The organism is Kitasatospora sp. NPDC059803 (genome assembly GCF_042732255.1).
Taxonomy (GTDB): domain Bacteria; phylum Actinomycetota; class Actinomycetes; order Streptomycetales; family Streptomycetaceae; genus Kitasatospora.
Map to the genome: position 1 here is coordinate 1 of NZ_JBHWIJ010000065.1, position 12,326 is coordinate 12,326.

Annotated in this window: 16 protein-coding genes; 9 read left to right on the forward strand and 7 right to left on the reverse strand. The window is 71.2% G+C overall.

Translation table 11 applies throughout. The annotated features are described in order from the left end of the window. Window positions 1-119 precede the first annotated feature (119 nt). From ACFV6I_RS13660 to ACFV6I_RS13670, 3 genes are all read left to right on the forward strand, one after another. A complete protein-coding gene (locus ACFV6I_RS13660) occupies window positions 120-1,019 on the forward strand; it encodes a S1 family peptidase (protein ID WP_380425238.1) in 900 nt (299 codons plus the stop codon). Between the two features lie 155 nt (window positions 1,020-1,174). Then, the gene (locus ACFV6I_RS13665; RefSeq protein ID WP_380425174.1) at window positions 1,175-2,173 is read left to right on the forward strand and encodes an aldo/keto reductase; all 999 of its coding nucleotides are present in this window, start codon (window positions 1,175-1,177) and stop codon (window positions 2,171-2,173) included. Window positions 2,174-2,262: 89 nt separating this feature from the next. Then, on the forward strand, window positions 2,263-3,075 hold the full coding sequence (locus ACFV6I_RS13670; protein ID WP_380425177.1) for a DUF4253 domain-containing protein: 813 nt from the start codon (window positions 2,263-2,265) through the stop codon (window positions 3,073-3,075). A 60-nt stretch (window positions 3,076-3,135) separates the two neighbouring features. Here ACFV6I_RS13670 and ACFV6I_RS13675 read toward each other — a convergent pair whose 3' ends face one another. Both ACFV6I_RS13675 and ACFV6I_RS13680 read right to left on the reverse strand, forming a co-directional pair. Beyond that, window positions 3,136-4,029, reverse strand: a complete 894-nt coding sequence (locus ACFV6I_RS13675; protein WP_380425179.1) for a helix-turn-helix transcriptional regulator — start codon at window positions 4,027-4,029, stop codon at window positions 3,136-3,138. Between the two features lie 27 nt (window positions 4,030-4,056). Next, entirely contained in the window at window positions 4,057-4,863 is an 807-nt protein-coding gene (locus ACFV6I_RS13680; RefSeq protein WP_380425181.1) for an SDR family oxidoreductase, read from the reverse strand. A 410-nt stretch (window positions 4,864-5,273) separates the two neighbouring features. Between ACFV6I_RS13680 and ACFV6I_RS13685 the strand changes: the two genes are divergently transcribed. The 3 genes from ACFV6I_RS13685 (at window position 5,274) to ACFV6I_RS13695 (ending at window position 6,591) form a co-directional block, all read left to right on the forward strand. Next, entirely contained in the window at window positions 5,274-5,474 is a 201-nt protein-coding gene (locus ACFV6I_RS13685; protein WP_363376036.1) for a hypothetical protein, read from the forward strand. A gap of 121 nt (window positions 5,475-5,595) precedes the next feature. Next, window positions 5,596-6,165: a GNAT family N-acetyltransferase gene (locus ACFV6I_RS13690; protein ID WP_380425183.1), complete on the forward strand. Its 570-nt coding sequence runs from the start codon at window positions 5,596-5,598 to the stop codon at window positions 6,163-6,165. A 21-nt stretch (window positions 6,166-6,186) separates the two neighbouring features. Continuing rightward, window positions 6,187-6,591, forward strand: coding sequence for a hypothetical protein (locus ACFV6I_RS13695; protein ID WP_380425185.1), 405 nt, complete (start codon window positions 6,187-6,189; stop codon window positions 6,589-6,591). A 154-nt stretch (window positions 6,592-6,745) separates the two neighbouring features. Here the strand turns inward: ACFV6I_RS13695 and ACFV6I_RS13700 are convergent, their stop codons facing one another. The 4 genes from ACFV6I_RS13700 to ACFV6I_RS13715 form a co-directional block, all read right to left on the reverse strand. Next, complete coding sequence (locus ACFV6I_RS13700; protein ID WP_063352874.1) at window positions 6,746-7,510, reverse strand: maleylpyruvate isomerase family mycothiol-dependent enzyme; 765 nt, start codon at window positions 7,508-7,510, stop codon at window positions 6,746-6,748. A gap of 253 nt (window positions 7,511-7,763) precedes the next feature. Beyond that, a complete protein-coding gene (locus tag ACFV6I_RS13705) occupies window positions 7,764-8,570 on the reverse strand; it encodes a class I SAM-dependent methyltransferase (RefSeq protein WP_380425240.1) in 807 nt (268 codons plus the stop codon). Window positions 8,571-8,923: 353 nt separating this feature from the next. After that, window positions 8,924-9,136: a DUF397 domain-containing protein gene (locus ACFV6I_RS13710; RefSeq protein ID WP_380425187.1), complete on the reverse strand. Its 213-nt coding sequence runs from the start codon at window positions 9,134-9,136 to the stop codon at window positions 8,924-8,926. Continuing rightward, on the reverse strand, window positions 9,133-9,972 hold the full coding sequence (locus ACFV6I_RS13715) for a helix-turn-helix transcriptional regulator (RefSeq protein ID WP_380425190.1): 840 nt from the start codon (window positions 9,970-9,972) through the stop codon (window positions 9,133-9,135). Before ACFV6I_RS13715 ends, ACFV6I_RS13710 begins: the two co-directional genes overlap by 4 nt. Window positions 9,973-10,086: 114 nt before the next feature. On the opposite strand from ACFV6I_RS13715, the gene ACFV6I_RS13720 reads away from it, so the two are divergent. The 3 genes from ACFV6I_RS13720 to ACFV6I_RS13730 all read left to right on the forward strand — a co-directional run bounded on the left by ACFV6I_RS13720 (window position 10,087) and on the right by ACFV6I_RS13730 (window position 11,078). Then, window positions 10,087-10,284, forward strand: a complete 198-nt coding sequence (locus ACFV6I_RS13720) for a hypothetical protein (protein ID WP_380425193.1) — start codon at window positions 10,087-10,089, stop codon at window positions 10,282-10,284. Between the two features lie 11 nt (window positions 10,285-10,295). Further along, a complete protein-coding gene (locus tag ACFV6I_RS13725; RefSeq protein WP_380425195.1) occupies window positions 10,296-10,535 on the forward strand; it encodes a hypothetical protein in 240 nt (79 codons plus the stop codon). Between the two features lie 75 nt (window positions 10,536-10,610). Further along, window positions 10,611-11,078 (forward strand): NUDIX domain-containing protein, encoded by a 468-nt coding sequence (locus ACFV6I_RS13730; RefSeq protein WP_380425197.1) that lies wholly within the window; start codon window positions 10,611-10,613, stop codon window positions 11,076-11,078. Between the two features lie 132 nt (window positions 11,079-11,210). Here the strand turns inward: ACFV6I_RS13730 and ACFV6I_RS13735 are convergent, their stop codons facing one another. Beyond that, a complete protein-coding gene (locus tag ACFV6I_RS13735; RefSeq protein ID WP_380425199.1) occupies window positions 11,211-12,164 on the reverse strand; it encodes a hypothetical protein in 954 nt (317 codons plus the stop codon). Window positions 12,165-12,326: the final 162 nt, after the last annotated feature.

Below are 12,326 nucleotides of genomic sequence, written 5' to 3' on the forward strand. Positions count from 1 at the left end.
GCTACGACAAGGCCGACTGGCAGCGGATCCAGACGGAGATGGCCGACCTCAACACCCGCCTGGTCGAGGCGCGCGCCCCCCGCGGACCCCCCGCCCCCGGCGCCCCCCCCGCTGCCCGGATGTCCCGGACGGGCGCCGCAGGGTTGGCTGGACGCATCCGAACCAACCGATCCGAAAGGCCGTCACCCGTGCTCCTGCGCAAGACCGTCCGCCGCCGCGCCGCCCGCGCCACCGCCGTCGCCGCCCTCGCCGCCGCCCTGGGCGCCACCGCCATGACCGGAAGCGCCCAGGCGATCGTCAACGGCCACGACTCCACCGAGCGCTACCCGTTCATGGCCACGATCCCGATGAGCGCCAAGCAGATAGCCGACGGCACCTGCGGCGCCACACTGATCGACCCCCAGTGGGTCCTCACCGCCGCCCACTGCGTCCAGGGCTACCCGGGCAGCGAGCTGACGCTCGACGGCACCGTGCGCATCGGCAGCGCGCACCGCAAGAGCGGCGGCACCGTCCGGGCCATCACCCGCACCGTCGTCCACCCCGGCTTCAGCTTCGGCGACGGCCAGACCCGCCCCAACTACGACGACCTCGCCCTGGTGCGCCTGGACCGCCCCGTCGCCCAGCGGCCCGCCCCCGTCGCCGAACGCCCCGGCCCGCCCGGCACCCCGACCCGGCTGCTCGGCTTCGGCACCGTCCTCGACACCCCCAAGTACGAGGACATGGTCTTCCCGGACCGCCTCCAGGAACTCGACACCCGCCGCGCCGCCGCGGCCGACTGCGCCCCCGGCTTCGCCGGCCCCACCCGCCTGTGCACGACCAGCCCCACCCCGAAGGCCATGGCCTGCTTCGGCGACTCCGGCGGCCCGCAGATCCAGCGCGGCCGCGGCGGCCGCTGGGAGCTCATCGGCACCACCTCCGGCCCCGGCGCCCCGGGCGTGCCCTGCTCCGAAGGTCCGGGCCTGTACACCGACGTGCGCGCCTACGCCGACTGGATCCGGGCCACCATCGCCGCCGGCTGACCCGGCTGACCGGCCTTGGCCTGACTGACTGACTGGCTGACCGGCCTGGCTGACCGGCGTATCCGGCCGACCGCCCGACCCCGGCGGCCGGATGCGCCGACCGACCCGACGGTAAAGTCCCAGGTGAGCACCGTCGCGCCCGAGGAGACCCCGCCATGCCGACCGACCCCGCCACCGGAGCCGCCGCCGACCGCCCGCCGATCGCGCGGTACGGGCTGGGCACCGCAGCCGTCGGCCGGCCCGGCTACATCACCCTCGGACGCGACGGCGACCTGCCCGCCGAACGCACCGTCGAGGCGCTGCGCGACCGCACCCACGCCCTGCTCGACGCCGCCTACGCCGCCGGCGTGCGCTACCTCGACACCGCCCGCTCCTACGGCCGCGCCGAGGAGTTCGTCGCCCAGTGGCTCGCCGAACACCCCCAGGCCGCCGCCGAGGTGACGGTCGGCAGCAAGTGGGGCTACACCTACACGGCCGGCTGGCAGACCACCGGCGTGGCCGCGCACGAGGTCAAGGAGCACTCCACGGCGGTGTTCGACCGCCAGATCCACGAGACCCGCTCCCTGCTGGGCCCGCACCTGGACGTCTACCTGGTCCACTCCGTCACCCCCGACAGCCCCGCCCTGACCGACACCGCCCTGCACGCCCGCCTGGCCGACCTGGCCGGACAGGGCGTGCGGGTCGGCCTGTCCACCAGCGGCCCGGCCCAGGCGGACACCATCCGCGCCGCCCTGGCCGTCACCGTGGACGGCCGCCCGCTGTTCAGCGCCGTCCAGGCCACCTGGAACCTGCTCGAACCCTCCGCCGCCCCCGCCCTGGCCGAAGCCCACGCCGCCGGCTGGCTGGTCGTCGTCAAGGAGGCCATGGCCAACGGCCGCCTCGCCGGGCGCAACGCCACCGGGAACGACACCGCCGCACTGCGCGCCCTCGCCGCCCGCACCGGCGCCCCCCTCGACGCCCTCGCCCTGGCCACGGCCGCCGCCCAGCCCTGGGCCGACCTCGTCCTGTCCGGCGCGGCGACCGTCGACCAGCTCGCCTCCAACCTCACCGCCGCCACCCTGCACCCCGACCCCGACGACCTGGCCGCCCTCGCCGTCCTGGCCGAACCCGCCCCGGCGTACTGGCGCACCCGCGCCGCCCTGCCCTGGGCCTGAACCACCCCCGCCGCACCGCGGGCCCGAACCCCGCCGCCCGACCCCCCTGCCCGAACTCCCTTGTCAGTGACCGCCCCTACGGTGGCCCCATGACCTCGGACCTGTCCCGTCTCCTGCCCGCCACCCTCCCGCCCGGCCGCCTGGTCGGCGGCGAGGACGGGCCGGAGCCGCTGCTGTGGATCAGCGACGCCCCCGCCCCCGCCGGCCTGTGGCAGCAACTCCACCGCGCCCACCCGCAGTCCGGCCTGTGGCCGCTGCTGCTCGTCCCCCTCGGCGACGGCGCCGACTACCGCCCCTGGCTGTCCGGTGAACTCTTCCCGGCCTCCGCCTCCGACCCCACCCTCTACGACCCCGACGCCCTGCTGCGCCGCTGGTGGCAGCAGCTCGGCGGCGCCGACGAGGACGGGTCCGAGGACCCGCTCGGCTCCGAGGACGCCGCCGAACTCCACGCCGCCCTGGCCCCCTTCGGCCCCGCCTGGCCCGGCACCGCCCCCGCCGCGGCCGTCCCCGACGGCGCCCCCGGCATCGAGGCCCGCGGCCTGGCCGACGTGCTGCTGTCCGTACGGGACGCGCGCCTGGGCCTGGTCGAGGCGGGCAGCGGCGCCGAGGCACTGGTCGCCTGCGGCTGGAGCGGCCCGCTCAACCACGAGGACGACACCGCCAAGATCGCCGCCGTGCTCGCCGACTGGGAGCGCCGCTTCGGCGCCCAGGTCGTCCAAGTCGGCTTCGACACCCTGGAGTTGAGCGTCGCCGTCCCGCCCGCCACGCTCGCCGAGGCCCTCCCGCTGGCCGCCGAGCACACCGCCCTCTGCCCCGACCTCGTCTTCCAGGGCACCGGCACCCTGACCGCCTACGCCGAAGGCCTCGTCGCCGCCCACCAGTGGTCGTTCTGGTGGGACTGACCCGGCACCCGCTCCCGCCACCGGGCCCGGATCCACCGGACCAGTACTGAAGGGGTCGGGCTATCCGTTGTGTGCTTCGAGCTCGGTCGCCGGCGCTTGTTGGGTGGCCGCCCACGACGCCAGGAGCGCCAGATTGTCAGCGGTCGGTGTGCCCGCGGGTGCGGTGTAGACGTTGAGGTGCAGGCCGGGTTCGGCGGGCAGTCCCAGGGACTCGACGTCCAAGTCGAGCCGGCCCACGATCGGATGGCGCACACGCTTGCGGCCGGACCGGTGCAGCCGCACGTCCTGAGATGCCCACCGCTGCCGGAACAGCTCACTGGACGTCGACAGTTCGCCGACCAGGGTGATCAGCTCCCCGTCGTGCGGATCGCGGCCGGCTTCCATGCGCAGCTTCGCGGCCACGCCGCCGGCAATGTGGTCGTAGTCGACAAAGAAATCCCTGGCCGCCTCGGGGTTCAGATAGACGAACCGCGCCGTGTTCGCGGGCCGTCGCGAGTCGGCCAGCACCGGCGAATACAGCGCGCGAGCGAGTCGGTTCATGGCGAGCACGTCGTAGCGGCCGTTACCGATCCAGGCCGGCGCACCGGAGATCGCGTCGAGCACCTGCTGCAGCGTCGAGCGCACCGTCACGGCAGGCCTGCGCCGGCGTGGGCCGCTGGGCGCCGTGGACTGGCGCGCGAGGTGGAACAGGTGGTCGCGCTCGGCCTCGTCGAGTTGCAAGGCAGAGGCCAGCGCGTCGAGCACGCCATCGGAGGCACCGGCGAGCCTGCCGCGCTCCATGCGCACGTAGTAGTCGACCGATACCCCCGCCAGCAGCGCCACCTCCTCGCGGCGCAGACCCTTGACCCGACGGTTGCCGCCGTAAGCGGGCAGGCCCGCCTGCGCGGGTGCGATGCGGGCGCGACGCGAGCTGAGGAACTCCCGGATCTCGGTGCGCAGATCCATCGTGGCCATCCCCTCACCGTAGGCCGGTCCCGCAGTCTAAGGGGTGCCCGATGCGGTCGTCGCGATGCCGCCGTCCACCGGGATGACGGTGCCCGTGAGGTAGGACCCGGCCCGGCTGGCGAGAAACACGGCGATACCCGCCATGTCGTCGTCGCGGCCGATCCGGCGCAGAGGGGCCGCCGCCGCGATCGTGTCGCCGACGGCATCGAGCGTGGACGCCGTCATCCGCGACGGGAACACTCCCGGTGCCACCGCGTTCACCGTGACGTGCTGCGGGCCCAGCTCCCTGGCAAGCACCCTGGTGAGTTGATGAAGAGCCGCTTTGCTGCTGGCGTACGAGTAGTTGGGCGACTGGGCGACGTGGATGGCGGCGATACTGCCGATGTTGATGATCCGCGCGGGATCATCCGCGGTGCCCGCTCTGCGAAGTGCCGGGAGCAGCGCCTGCACCAGCCAGAACGGCGACTTGAGGTTGAGGTCGATCACCGCGTCCCAGGCCTCGTCCGGAAACGTCTCCAGCGGCTCGCGCCACATCGCCCCCGCGTTGTTGACAAGGATGTCCAGGCGTTCCGAGTCGACCTGGACGAGATCGGCGAGGCGCTGACACTCGTCGTGCCTGGACAGGTCGGCGGGGATCGCTTGAACGTCGCCGAATTCGGACAGCAGCTGCTGTGCCTCCGCGCACGCGTCCGCCTTGCGCGAGCTGATGACGACACGGGCGCCCGCCTGGAGAAGGCCGCGCGCTATCATCAGCCCGATTCCCCTGGTGCCGCCGGTGACAAGGGCGTACTTCCCGCTCAGATCGAAAAGTTCCGCGTGAGCGGTGAATTGATTGTCCGCCATTGGTCTCCGTCCCTTCTGCCGTCGAAGAACGCGCCGACACGGTCGCGCATTCGGGGCAGCTGAATTGAACTGATGGGGGTGAAGCTGCAGCGTGTGTCCATGGTGACAGGCGTTTTGAACGTCCGGGAGACCCTGGTGATACAGGTACTGCGAGAGCCCCCCTTGCCTGATGCGCTGACCCCGGCACCCGTTCCCACCGCCGAGTTCGGGGCCGTCGGGGACGTCGAGCCACCGCAGGCCGTGCCTCGCCAGGCTCGCCCATCGTCTGGGCAGATGTGGTTCAGCGTCGGCTCGTCATCCAGAGCGACACCGTCAGGCGCCGCCGCCCCCGGACCGTCTGAAAGAGGCTCTGCCCGCGCTTTCGTGAATGATCTTCGAGGTGCTTGCTGCGGATTGAGTAGCCTCTCGCCATGACCGAGATCAAGCCGACCAATCCTCAGACCGAAGCCGACCGTGGGCGCGTGGCACTCTGGCTGGATCCTGGCGATCTGGCCTGGCTGGCTCGGCACTGCTGCTGCCCGGACGACGCGACCGAGGAGGTGAAAGACCGCTGCGGCCGTATCCGCTTCCGCGCGAGCGCCGCGCTGCACAAGAGTGGTCGAACGAGCTGACCACAGCCCTCGCGGCCCACCTGAAGATCATTCACGGAACTGCGGTCAGAACGCCACCCGGTGACAGACGCGGCCCGAAAACTCCCTGGACCGTCCGACCCGTCTCGGCCATGATCCTCACGTGGCCACCTACCTCGAGTCCGAGCGCCTGACCCTCCGCCCCTTCGCCGCCGCCGACGCGGACCTGCTGATCGAGCTGGACAGCGACCCGGCGGTGATGCGCTACCTGAACGGCGGCGCTCCAACCCCGCCAGAGGAGGTCCGCGACCTCGCCATCCCCAGCATCCTCGCCGGCTACGAGCGCTGGAATCATGACCTCGGCCTGTTCGCCGCGGACGAGAAGGACGGCGGCGCGTTCGTCGGCTGGTTTTGCCTGCGTCCGCTGCGCAGCGGCCCGCGTGAGGAGGCCGAACTCGGCTATCGCCTGCGCCAGGCGGCCTGGGGCCGGGGCTACGCCACCGAAGTCTCGCAGGCGCTGCTGGCGAAGGGGTTCGCCGAGCTCGGCATCCGCATGGTCTGGGCCGAGACGATGACCGTGAACCGCCCTTCGCGTAACGTCATGGAGAAGCTCGGGATGACGCTCGCGGAGAACATCCCCACGCCGGACTACATGATGGCGGTCGAGGGTTCCGAGCACGGGGGTGTGCGGTACGAGATCACGAAGGAGCAGTGGGAGCGGCGGCAGGCGTAGGCGGCGAGAGGCGCGGCGCCCGTGGATGTGAAGTCATCGGCCCGCGCGGCCTTGTCTCATCACGCCCTATCGGGCATATCCCGGCAGCATCTTGCCGAACTCGTCGCTGAGCTCGTCCCTGCCTGGGAGGCGCAGCAGGAGTCTGCGCTGCGGGAGCGGCGCGGCGGCGACCGCCGCCCCGGCGTCAAGGTGCATGTCGACGAGGGCTACCGGGGCCTCGCCAACCAGTTCCCACGCCAGGTCACGGCCCCACCCCGCGAGCCGAAGAAGGACGCGACCCTCGGCGAGCAGCACGCCTGGCGGCACGAACGCCGAGCGCAGTCCTCCAACCGGATCTGCGTGGAACACGCCAACGCCGAGTACAAGCAGTGGCGCAGCGCTACACCGGCCGCCGCGAATACTTCGCCGAGACCAAAGCCGCCATAGCCGGCCTGGTCTCCGACCGGTCAGCCCGCCGGGCCACCCGCAAGACGAGCAAAGAACTCGTCCTCGCCGCCGACGCCCGCCCGACGTCCTGCTGATCAATCCCAGGCGGATTGCTCAGCCGAGCCTGCCCAGATTCTTATCGCTCCCCAAGCCGTCAGCCCCCGTTCTGCAGCTGCTGGAGCAGGTCGGCGTCGCCCTCCATCCGCAGCGAGCCGTTCGGGATGCGCATGTACATGAGCAGGGCCATCTCGCTCGCCGTGCCGTAGATGGCGGCGGTGGGCTTGCTCTCGGCGGCCTCCGCCGCGGTGAGGCGGGTGAAGCGGGAACCGGCGGCGTCCACCGTCTGGCGCCAGGAGCCGGCCTCGGCTGCGTGGTAGTCCATGGTGGCGGGCTCGTGCGGCCACGGGACAGTGACGGTGCAGACGGTGGCCAGGAACTCCTCGATGGCGTCGACCGCCTCGGTCGTCGGCAGCTCCTGCGGCGTACCGGAGGCCAGCTGGGCGTCGTAGGTGTGGATCAGCGACTCGTGGACGCGGCGGCGGGCCACGGCGGCCCCCGTGTGCGGCGAGGCCAGCGGCTCCCACCAGGCCCAGCAGGCCCGGTCCGGGCCGGCCTCGCGCAGAGCGGCAAGCAGCTGCTCCGTCGAGTCGGCCAGCCAGGCTATGAGGGCCTCGCGCTCCCTGGGCGCCGCCAGCCCGTCCTTGCTCGGCCGCTCGTCGCCCGGCGCGGTGTTCAGCACGATGTAGGCCCAGAAGCGGTCCCCCTCACTGAGGTGGTTCGCCAGGTCGTACAGCGTCCAGCCCGGGCAGGACGGGACGTCGGCGTCGAGGCTGGGGGCAGCGGCGACGGCGGCGCGGAACGCGGCGGACCGCTCGTCGATCATCTGCAGCAGGGTGGGGAAGGAGAATTGCTCAGTCACGCAGACCTTGTATCACCCGGACCGGAACTCTCGCACTCGATTTAAGGCCCCAAAATGAGATGTCCTCTTAACTCCACTGCCAGCATGGCCAATTCACGACAACCTGATACGCGATGCCATCAGTACACCTTGGGTAGCCTGAAGTTCTAACCTGGTTCGGTGTTCGAGGGCGCCGGGCCGGGCCGGCTGGGTTGCGGAAGTGCCAGGGCTGCGGGATCCGACTGAGGTCGGAAGGTTTGGCCGGGGTGGCACTTCAGCGTGCGGTGACCCAGTACGCCCCGAGCGGGCGGTTGCCATGCGGTGCGGCGACGGCCCGCAGGACGTCGCTCTGGCTGAGGACGAGTTGCCGTACCGGTTCGGACAGCGCGGCCAACCGTTCTCCTCCGGTGATCAGGTCGAGACAGGCGGCGATCTCCCAGTCCGCGTCCTGGAGTGCGTCGGTGTCGACCGGCCCGTCGCCGTCCGCTGTCCAGCCCGCCTCGGGCAGGAGCCGCAGCAGCGCCTCGCGGGAGAAGGACGTGCGGATGTTGCCCTCGCCGTGTGAGCCTGCAGCCTCGATCTGGCCCTGGATCAATACTGCGAGCAGGTGCGCCAGCTGGTCGCCGCAGGAGGGCGTCAGGTCCCACTCGGTGAACCACAGCCGCCGCGCCCAGGGCCGCACCCGGGCCAGCGTGTCGCGCAGCTGCCCGAGCGAGGCGAAGTACCAGGAGCAGTGGGTGAGCACGACGTGGTCGAAGGCGTCGGAGGGGAAGTCGACCGACAGGTCGCGGACATCCGTGCTGAAGCGGAAGTCGATGCGCGGCCCGACCGGGCTCGCCGCGAGCCGGGCCGCCGATTCCCCGAGCGTGACCGGCGCCCCGTAGGTCGGATCGGCGACATCGACGGCCACCACGCGTCCCTGGGGTCCGACAGCCTCCGCGAGAACGGCGGTCATATCGCCCTGCCCGCAACCCAGTTCGAGGACGGTGGATCCGGGCTCGATGTCCCAGCTCTCCACGAGTGAAGCGCGGTGGCGTGTCTGTATCAGCTGAGCATCCGGGCTGTGGTCGGCAGCGGCCATGGTCTTCACGAGCAACGGAATCCTGGCGTGGAGATCGAAGTGCTTCACACAATCCTCAGTGGCTATTCGGCGAACCGGTGAGGACGAGGGTACGAGACGCCCCTTGGCGGCGCCTGCGATTTCTCGCTCGAGTCCTGCTCACGACAACAGCAGATCCGATCAGAGTTCAGTGAGAATCGGTCTACCTTCGGTGAGCGGGGACAGCGGCCGGCGAGCGGCAACACCCACTGCAGCCTCGATGAGTTCACCGCTCCGTGCTCCTTCTTCCCATGCAAGCGAAGGGCTGCCGGATCCAGAGCGAGAGTGTCAGGTGCCGCCGCCCCGAGCCGGGTCGGCGGCACCATCGAGCAGCGTCAGTTGGCGCCGAACTCGCCGGTGCGGACGGCGGTGACGAAGGACTGCCAGGCGTCGGCGGGGAAGACGAGGGCCGGGCCGTGGGGGTCCTTGGAGTCGCGCACGGGCATGACGCTCGGGAAGCCGGGCGCGATCTCGACGCATTGCCCCCCGTCAGTGCTGTGGGAGGACTTGACCCAGTGGGCAGAGGACAGGTCGGGGCGGAAGCTCATGGTGCCAGTTCCTTCCGGATGCTTCTGATCATGGCCAGGGACTCGGCCCTGGGCGGCGCGTCTACCTGAAGACGATCGTATCTCCTGCGCCACGTCACGACAGTGGCCCGATCGCGTTCGAGGAAACCCCGGTGCAGTGTCTCGGTGTACCCGAACTGGGTGTTGTCCCCGACGGTCAGCAGCGTGACGGCTGAGCGGAACGATCGGTGGACCCCCATGGTGAAGGGGACGACCTGCATCAGGACGTTCGGCAGTCCTTCGGCCAGGTCTTCGAGCCGCTGGAGCTGTTCCACCATGACGGCGGGACCACCGAGCCGCCATCGAAGAGCACTCTCGTCGAGGGCGACGAAGACCAGGGGCGGGGGCGTGCGCTCCAGGAACTTCTGCCGGGCCATCCGGAAGTTGAGACGTTCCTCGGCCTGGTCGGCGGTGACCTCGCCCAGATCCACGGCGCCGGCCAACTCGGCCTCGGCGTAGGCCCGGGTCTGGAGCAAACCAGGAATGGCGCCAATTTCGAACAGCCTTATCTCCGTGGCCTGGGTCTCGTGCTTGGCGAATTCGGCGAATCCCTCGGCGAGACCGGCGCTGTTGGAGGCCTGAAGCCACATCAGCGTCAGGGAGCCGTGGGTCCCGAGGACTTCGTCCGCCTTCTCGGCGAATCGTCTCGACACCTGCTTCGTGGCAGTTTCAGCGACCGAGATCGTGGACGGGTGGCACCCGATGCGCCTCGCAAGCTGGCCCTGGGTGAGGCCGGCCGCCACTCGTGACCTGCGAAGCAGTACTCCGAAGGGGGCCCAGCGGCTTGACTCTGGATCGATTTCCCTGATGTTCACCATGGGTGCTCCAACGTGGATGCCCTGGAAGACAAGTCCATCTTCGCTTCCGATGCTAGGTGGCGCGGGGCCACCATGTGCACAGAACGTGAAACATCGATCGCGGAGGGTTTTCTCATGGCCCATGACCAGGTTCCCCGCCTCCACGGCTACGGCGTGCGCTGGGACACCGAGGCCCGCCTCTACCGGGTCCGGAACGAGCTCACCCGGGATTGGCTGCGCCAACCGGACGGTGAGCTCGGCGGGTTCGGCTCCTTCTCCGAGGCCTGGAGCGCCTGGCGCGTCTTCGAGGTCCACAAGCGGCCGGGGGAGTGAGCGTGTCCTCGATGCTCTCCCGCGTGACCGCCGAGCAGCGGCGGCAGGCCGCCGACGTCCTGGACGACCTGACGGCCGTCCTCGCCCTGGGCGGGGTGAAGTTGCCTTCCGTCGGGGTGGATTGGGAGCACGGCCGCAGGACCGGCTGCTACCTCATCGGCCTGGGCTGCGCCCGTCCGTCCGCGCTCCTGCGGGTCGTCGACCTGCTCCGCAAGGGGCTGCGTTACGAGCGCCTGACGCGTGACGGCTGAACTCCTCGCCCGCCTCCTGTGGTTGGCGGGCTTCTCCCTCGTACTCCTCGCCGCCCTCAGAAGGTGAACCGCCCGATGCAAGACCCCCGTCTGCTCGCCAAGCCGCCGGTGTGCCGGCTCGGCTGCCTCGTCCTCGTGCGCAACCCGCGCGGTGACGTTCTCCTCGTCGACCCGGACTACATGGACGGGCTGATCCTGCCCGGCGGCGCCGCGAAGCCGAACGAGCCCCCGCACCTCGCCGCTGCCCGCAACCTGCGCGCCGAGACCGGCCTCAACCTCCGTCTCGCCGCCGTCCTCGCGGTCGACTTCACCCCCGCCGACCGTTACCTGGAGCGCCTCAACCTGGTCTTCGACGGCGGCACGGTGCGCGATGACACCCACCTGACCGTCCCGCCCCGGCACCGCAGCGGCCTGTTCGGTGCCCGCTTCGTCCCCGTCCGCCAACTCCACGACGTCATGGCGCCCTCCCAAGCCGCCCGTGCCACCGAGGCGTTGGCGGGCCGCGCGCTGCCCGTCCTCCTCCACGGACAGCGCGCGACCTGAGGACCGCCGCCGGGTTGGGGTGGTCAGTGCCCACATCGGCCCAGGCGGTGACGCGTTCGGCACTTCGGCACTTCGGCAATGAGAAGGGGCGGGCGCCAGGATCGGCGCCCGCCCTCCCGCGTCCGGGTGCGGTCAGCTCCAGGGGTTGGCCGGCTGGTCGGTGATGGCGGTCCAGAAGCGGGTGCCGGCGGGCAGGGTGCCGTTGGCCCACAGGCCCCAGCCGTTGGCGTCGTGGAACTCGGCCATCCGGAAGCCGGTGCCGAAGTAGCCGGCGCAGAGCTGGTCGGCGGCGGCCCGGCTGGAGAGCTGGCTGCCGGAGGTGGGGATGGTGGCCTTCACCTCGCCGCCGGCCCAGCTGTGGAAGCCGCTGGTGGGGACGCCGGCGGGGGCGGGGCGGCCGTCCTGCTTGAGGCACAGCACGGGCAGCTGCGCGGTGGCGGGGGTGTCGCCGCTGTACGCGTTGCTGCTGTTGTCGTTGCCGACGTGCACGACGTTGTCGGCGCGCTGCTCAAGGGTGGCCCAGGTCATGCCGTTGTGGGTGGCGACGCCGCCGAACAGGGCCACGTAGGTGCTGCGGTAGATGTCCCACTCCTGGTACCCGCCGTCGTTGCAGTCGAACATGTAGAGCCGCCAGCCGCCGCCGCCGATCCTGTGCTCGGTGTTGTCCAGGCACTGGGAGTTGGAGATGTTCTGCAGCCGCACCCCGAACAGGTCGTACCTCGACGTGCTGTCGGCCGCGGTCCACGGCGTGACCCGCCACATCTGCGAGGTGGCGTTGGCGACGCACTCGGCGCTGGAGGGGGTGTAGTCGGCGGTCAGGCAGTAGCGCTGGTCGTTGGTGTTGTTGAGGGTGTAGACGCTCGGCAGGCCCGAGACGGGCTTGAACACCCACTGGCCCGGGCCGTCGGACGGCGCGCAGGGACGCAGGTGCGTGCCCGTCAGTACGCCGTCGGGACAGCGCTCGGACTTCTGGTTGAACAGGACCGTCGAGGGGGTGTCGGCCGAGGCCGAGCCGCCCGGGACCAGCACCAGGCCGGTCAGGGCCAGCGCGATGCCGAGGACGATACGCCGGACTAGCGAACGCACAGAGCTCTCCAAGAAGGGGAGACGACGAGGGACGGCGGCCGGTCCGGAGGGCCCCCCCCCCCCCCCCCGCCCTCCCCCCTGCCCGGGACCGGCCGCCCCGGCAGCGACGGCTCGGCCGCCGCCACCGGCTTCGCCGGCACCTGGTCCACCGCCGCCCCGCAC

What these genes read in the sequence shown, in the direction of transcription:
- ACFV6I_RS13675 (WP_380425179.1), bottom strand. Translation starts at nt 4,029, where the DNA reads ATGGCCACGATGGATCTGCGCACCGAGATCCGGGAGTTCCTCAGCTCG.
- ACFV6I_RS13665 (WP_380425174.1), top strand. Translation starts at nt 1,175, where the DNA reads ATGCCGACCGACCCCGCCACCGGAGCCGCCGCCGACCGCCCGCCGATC.
- ACFV6I_RS13685 (WP_363376036.1), top strand. Translation starts at nt 5,274, where the DNA reads ATGACCGAGATCAAGCCGACCAATCCTCAGACCGAAGCCGACCGTGGG.
- ACFV6I_RS13730 (WP_380425197.1), top strand. Translation starts at nt 10,611, where the DNA reads ATGCAAGACCCCCGTCTGCTCGCCAAGCCGCCGGTGTGCCGGCTCGGC.
- ACFV6I_RS13710 (WP_380425187.1), bottom strand. Translation starts at nt 9,136, where the DNA reads ATGAGCTTCCGCCCCGACCTGTCCTCTGCCCACTGGGTCAAGTCCTCC.
- ACFV6I_RS13680 (WP_380425181.1), bottom strand. Translation starts at nt 4,863, where the DNA reads ATGGCGGACAATCAATTCACCGCTCACGCGGAACTTTTCGATCTGAGC.
- ACFV6I_RS13715 (WP_380425190.1), bottom strand. Translation starts at nt 9,972, where the DNA reads ATGGTGAACATCAGGGAAATCGATCCAGAGTCAAGCCGCTGGGCCCCC.
- ACFV6I_RS13725 (WP_380425195.1), top strand. Translation starts at nt 10,296, where the DNA reads ATGCTCTCCCGCGTGACCGCCGAGCAGCGGCGGCAGGCCGCCGACGTC.
- ACFV6I_RS13720 (WP_380425193.1), top strand. Translation starts at nt 10,087, where the DNA reads ATGGCCCATGACCAGGTTCCCCGCCTCCACGGCTACGGCGTGCGCTGG.
- ACFV6I_RS13705 (WP_380425240.1), bottom strand. Translation starts at nt 8,570, where the DNA reads ATGGCCGCTGCCGACCACAGCCCGGATGCTCAGCTGATACAGACACGC.
- ACFV6I_RS13670 (WP_380425177.1), top strand. Translation starts at nt 2,263, where the DNA reads ATGACCTCGGACCTGTCCCGTCTCCTGCCCGCCACCCTCCCGCCCGGC.
- ACFV6I_RS13660 (WP_380425238.1), top strand. Translation starts at nt 120, where the DNA reads ATGTCCCGGACGGGCGCCGCAGGGTTGGCTGGACGCATCCGAACCAAC.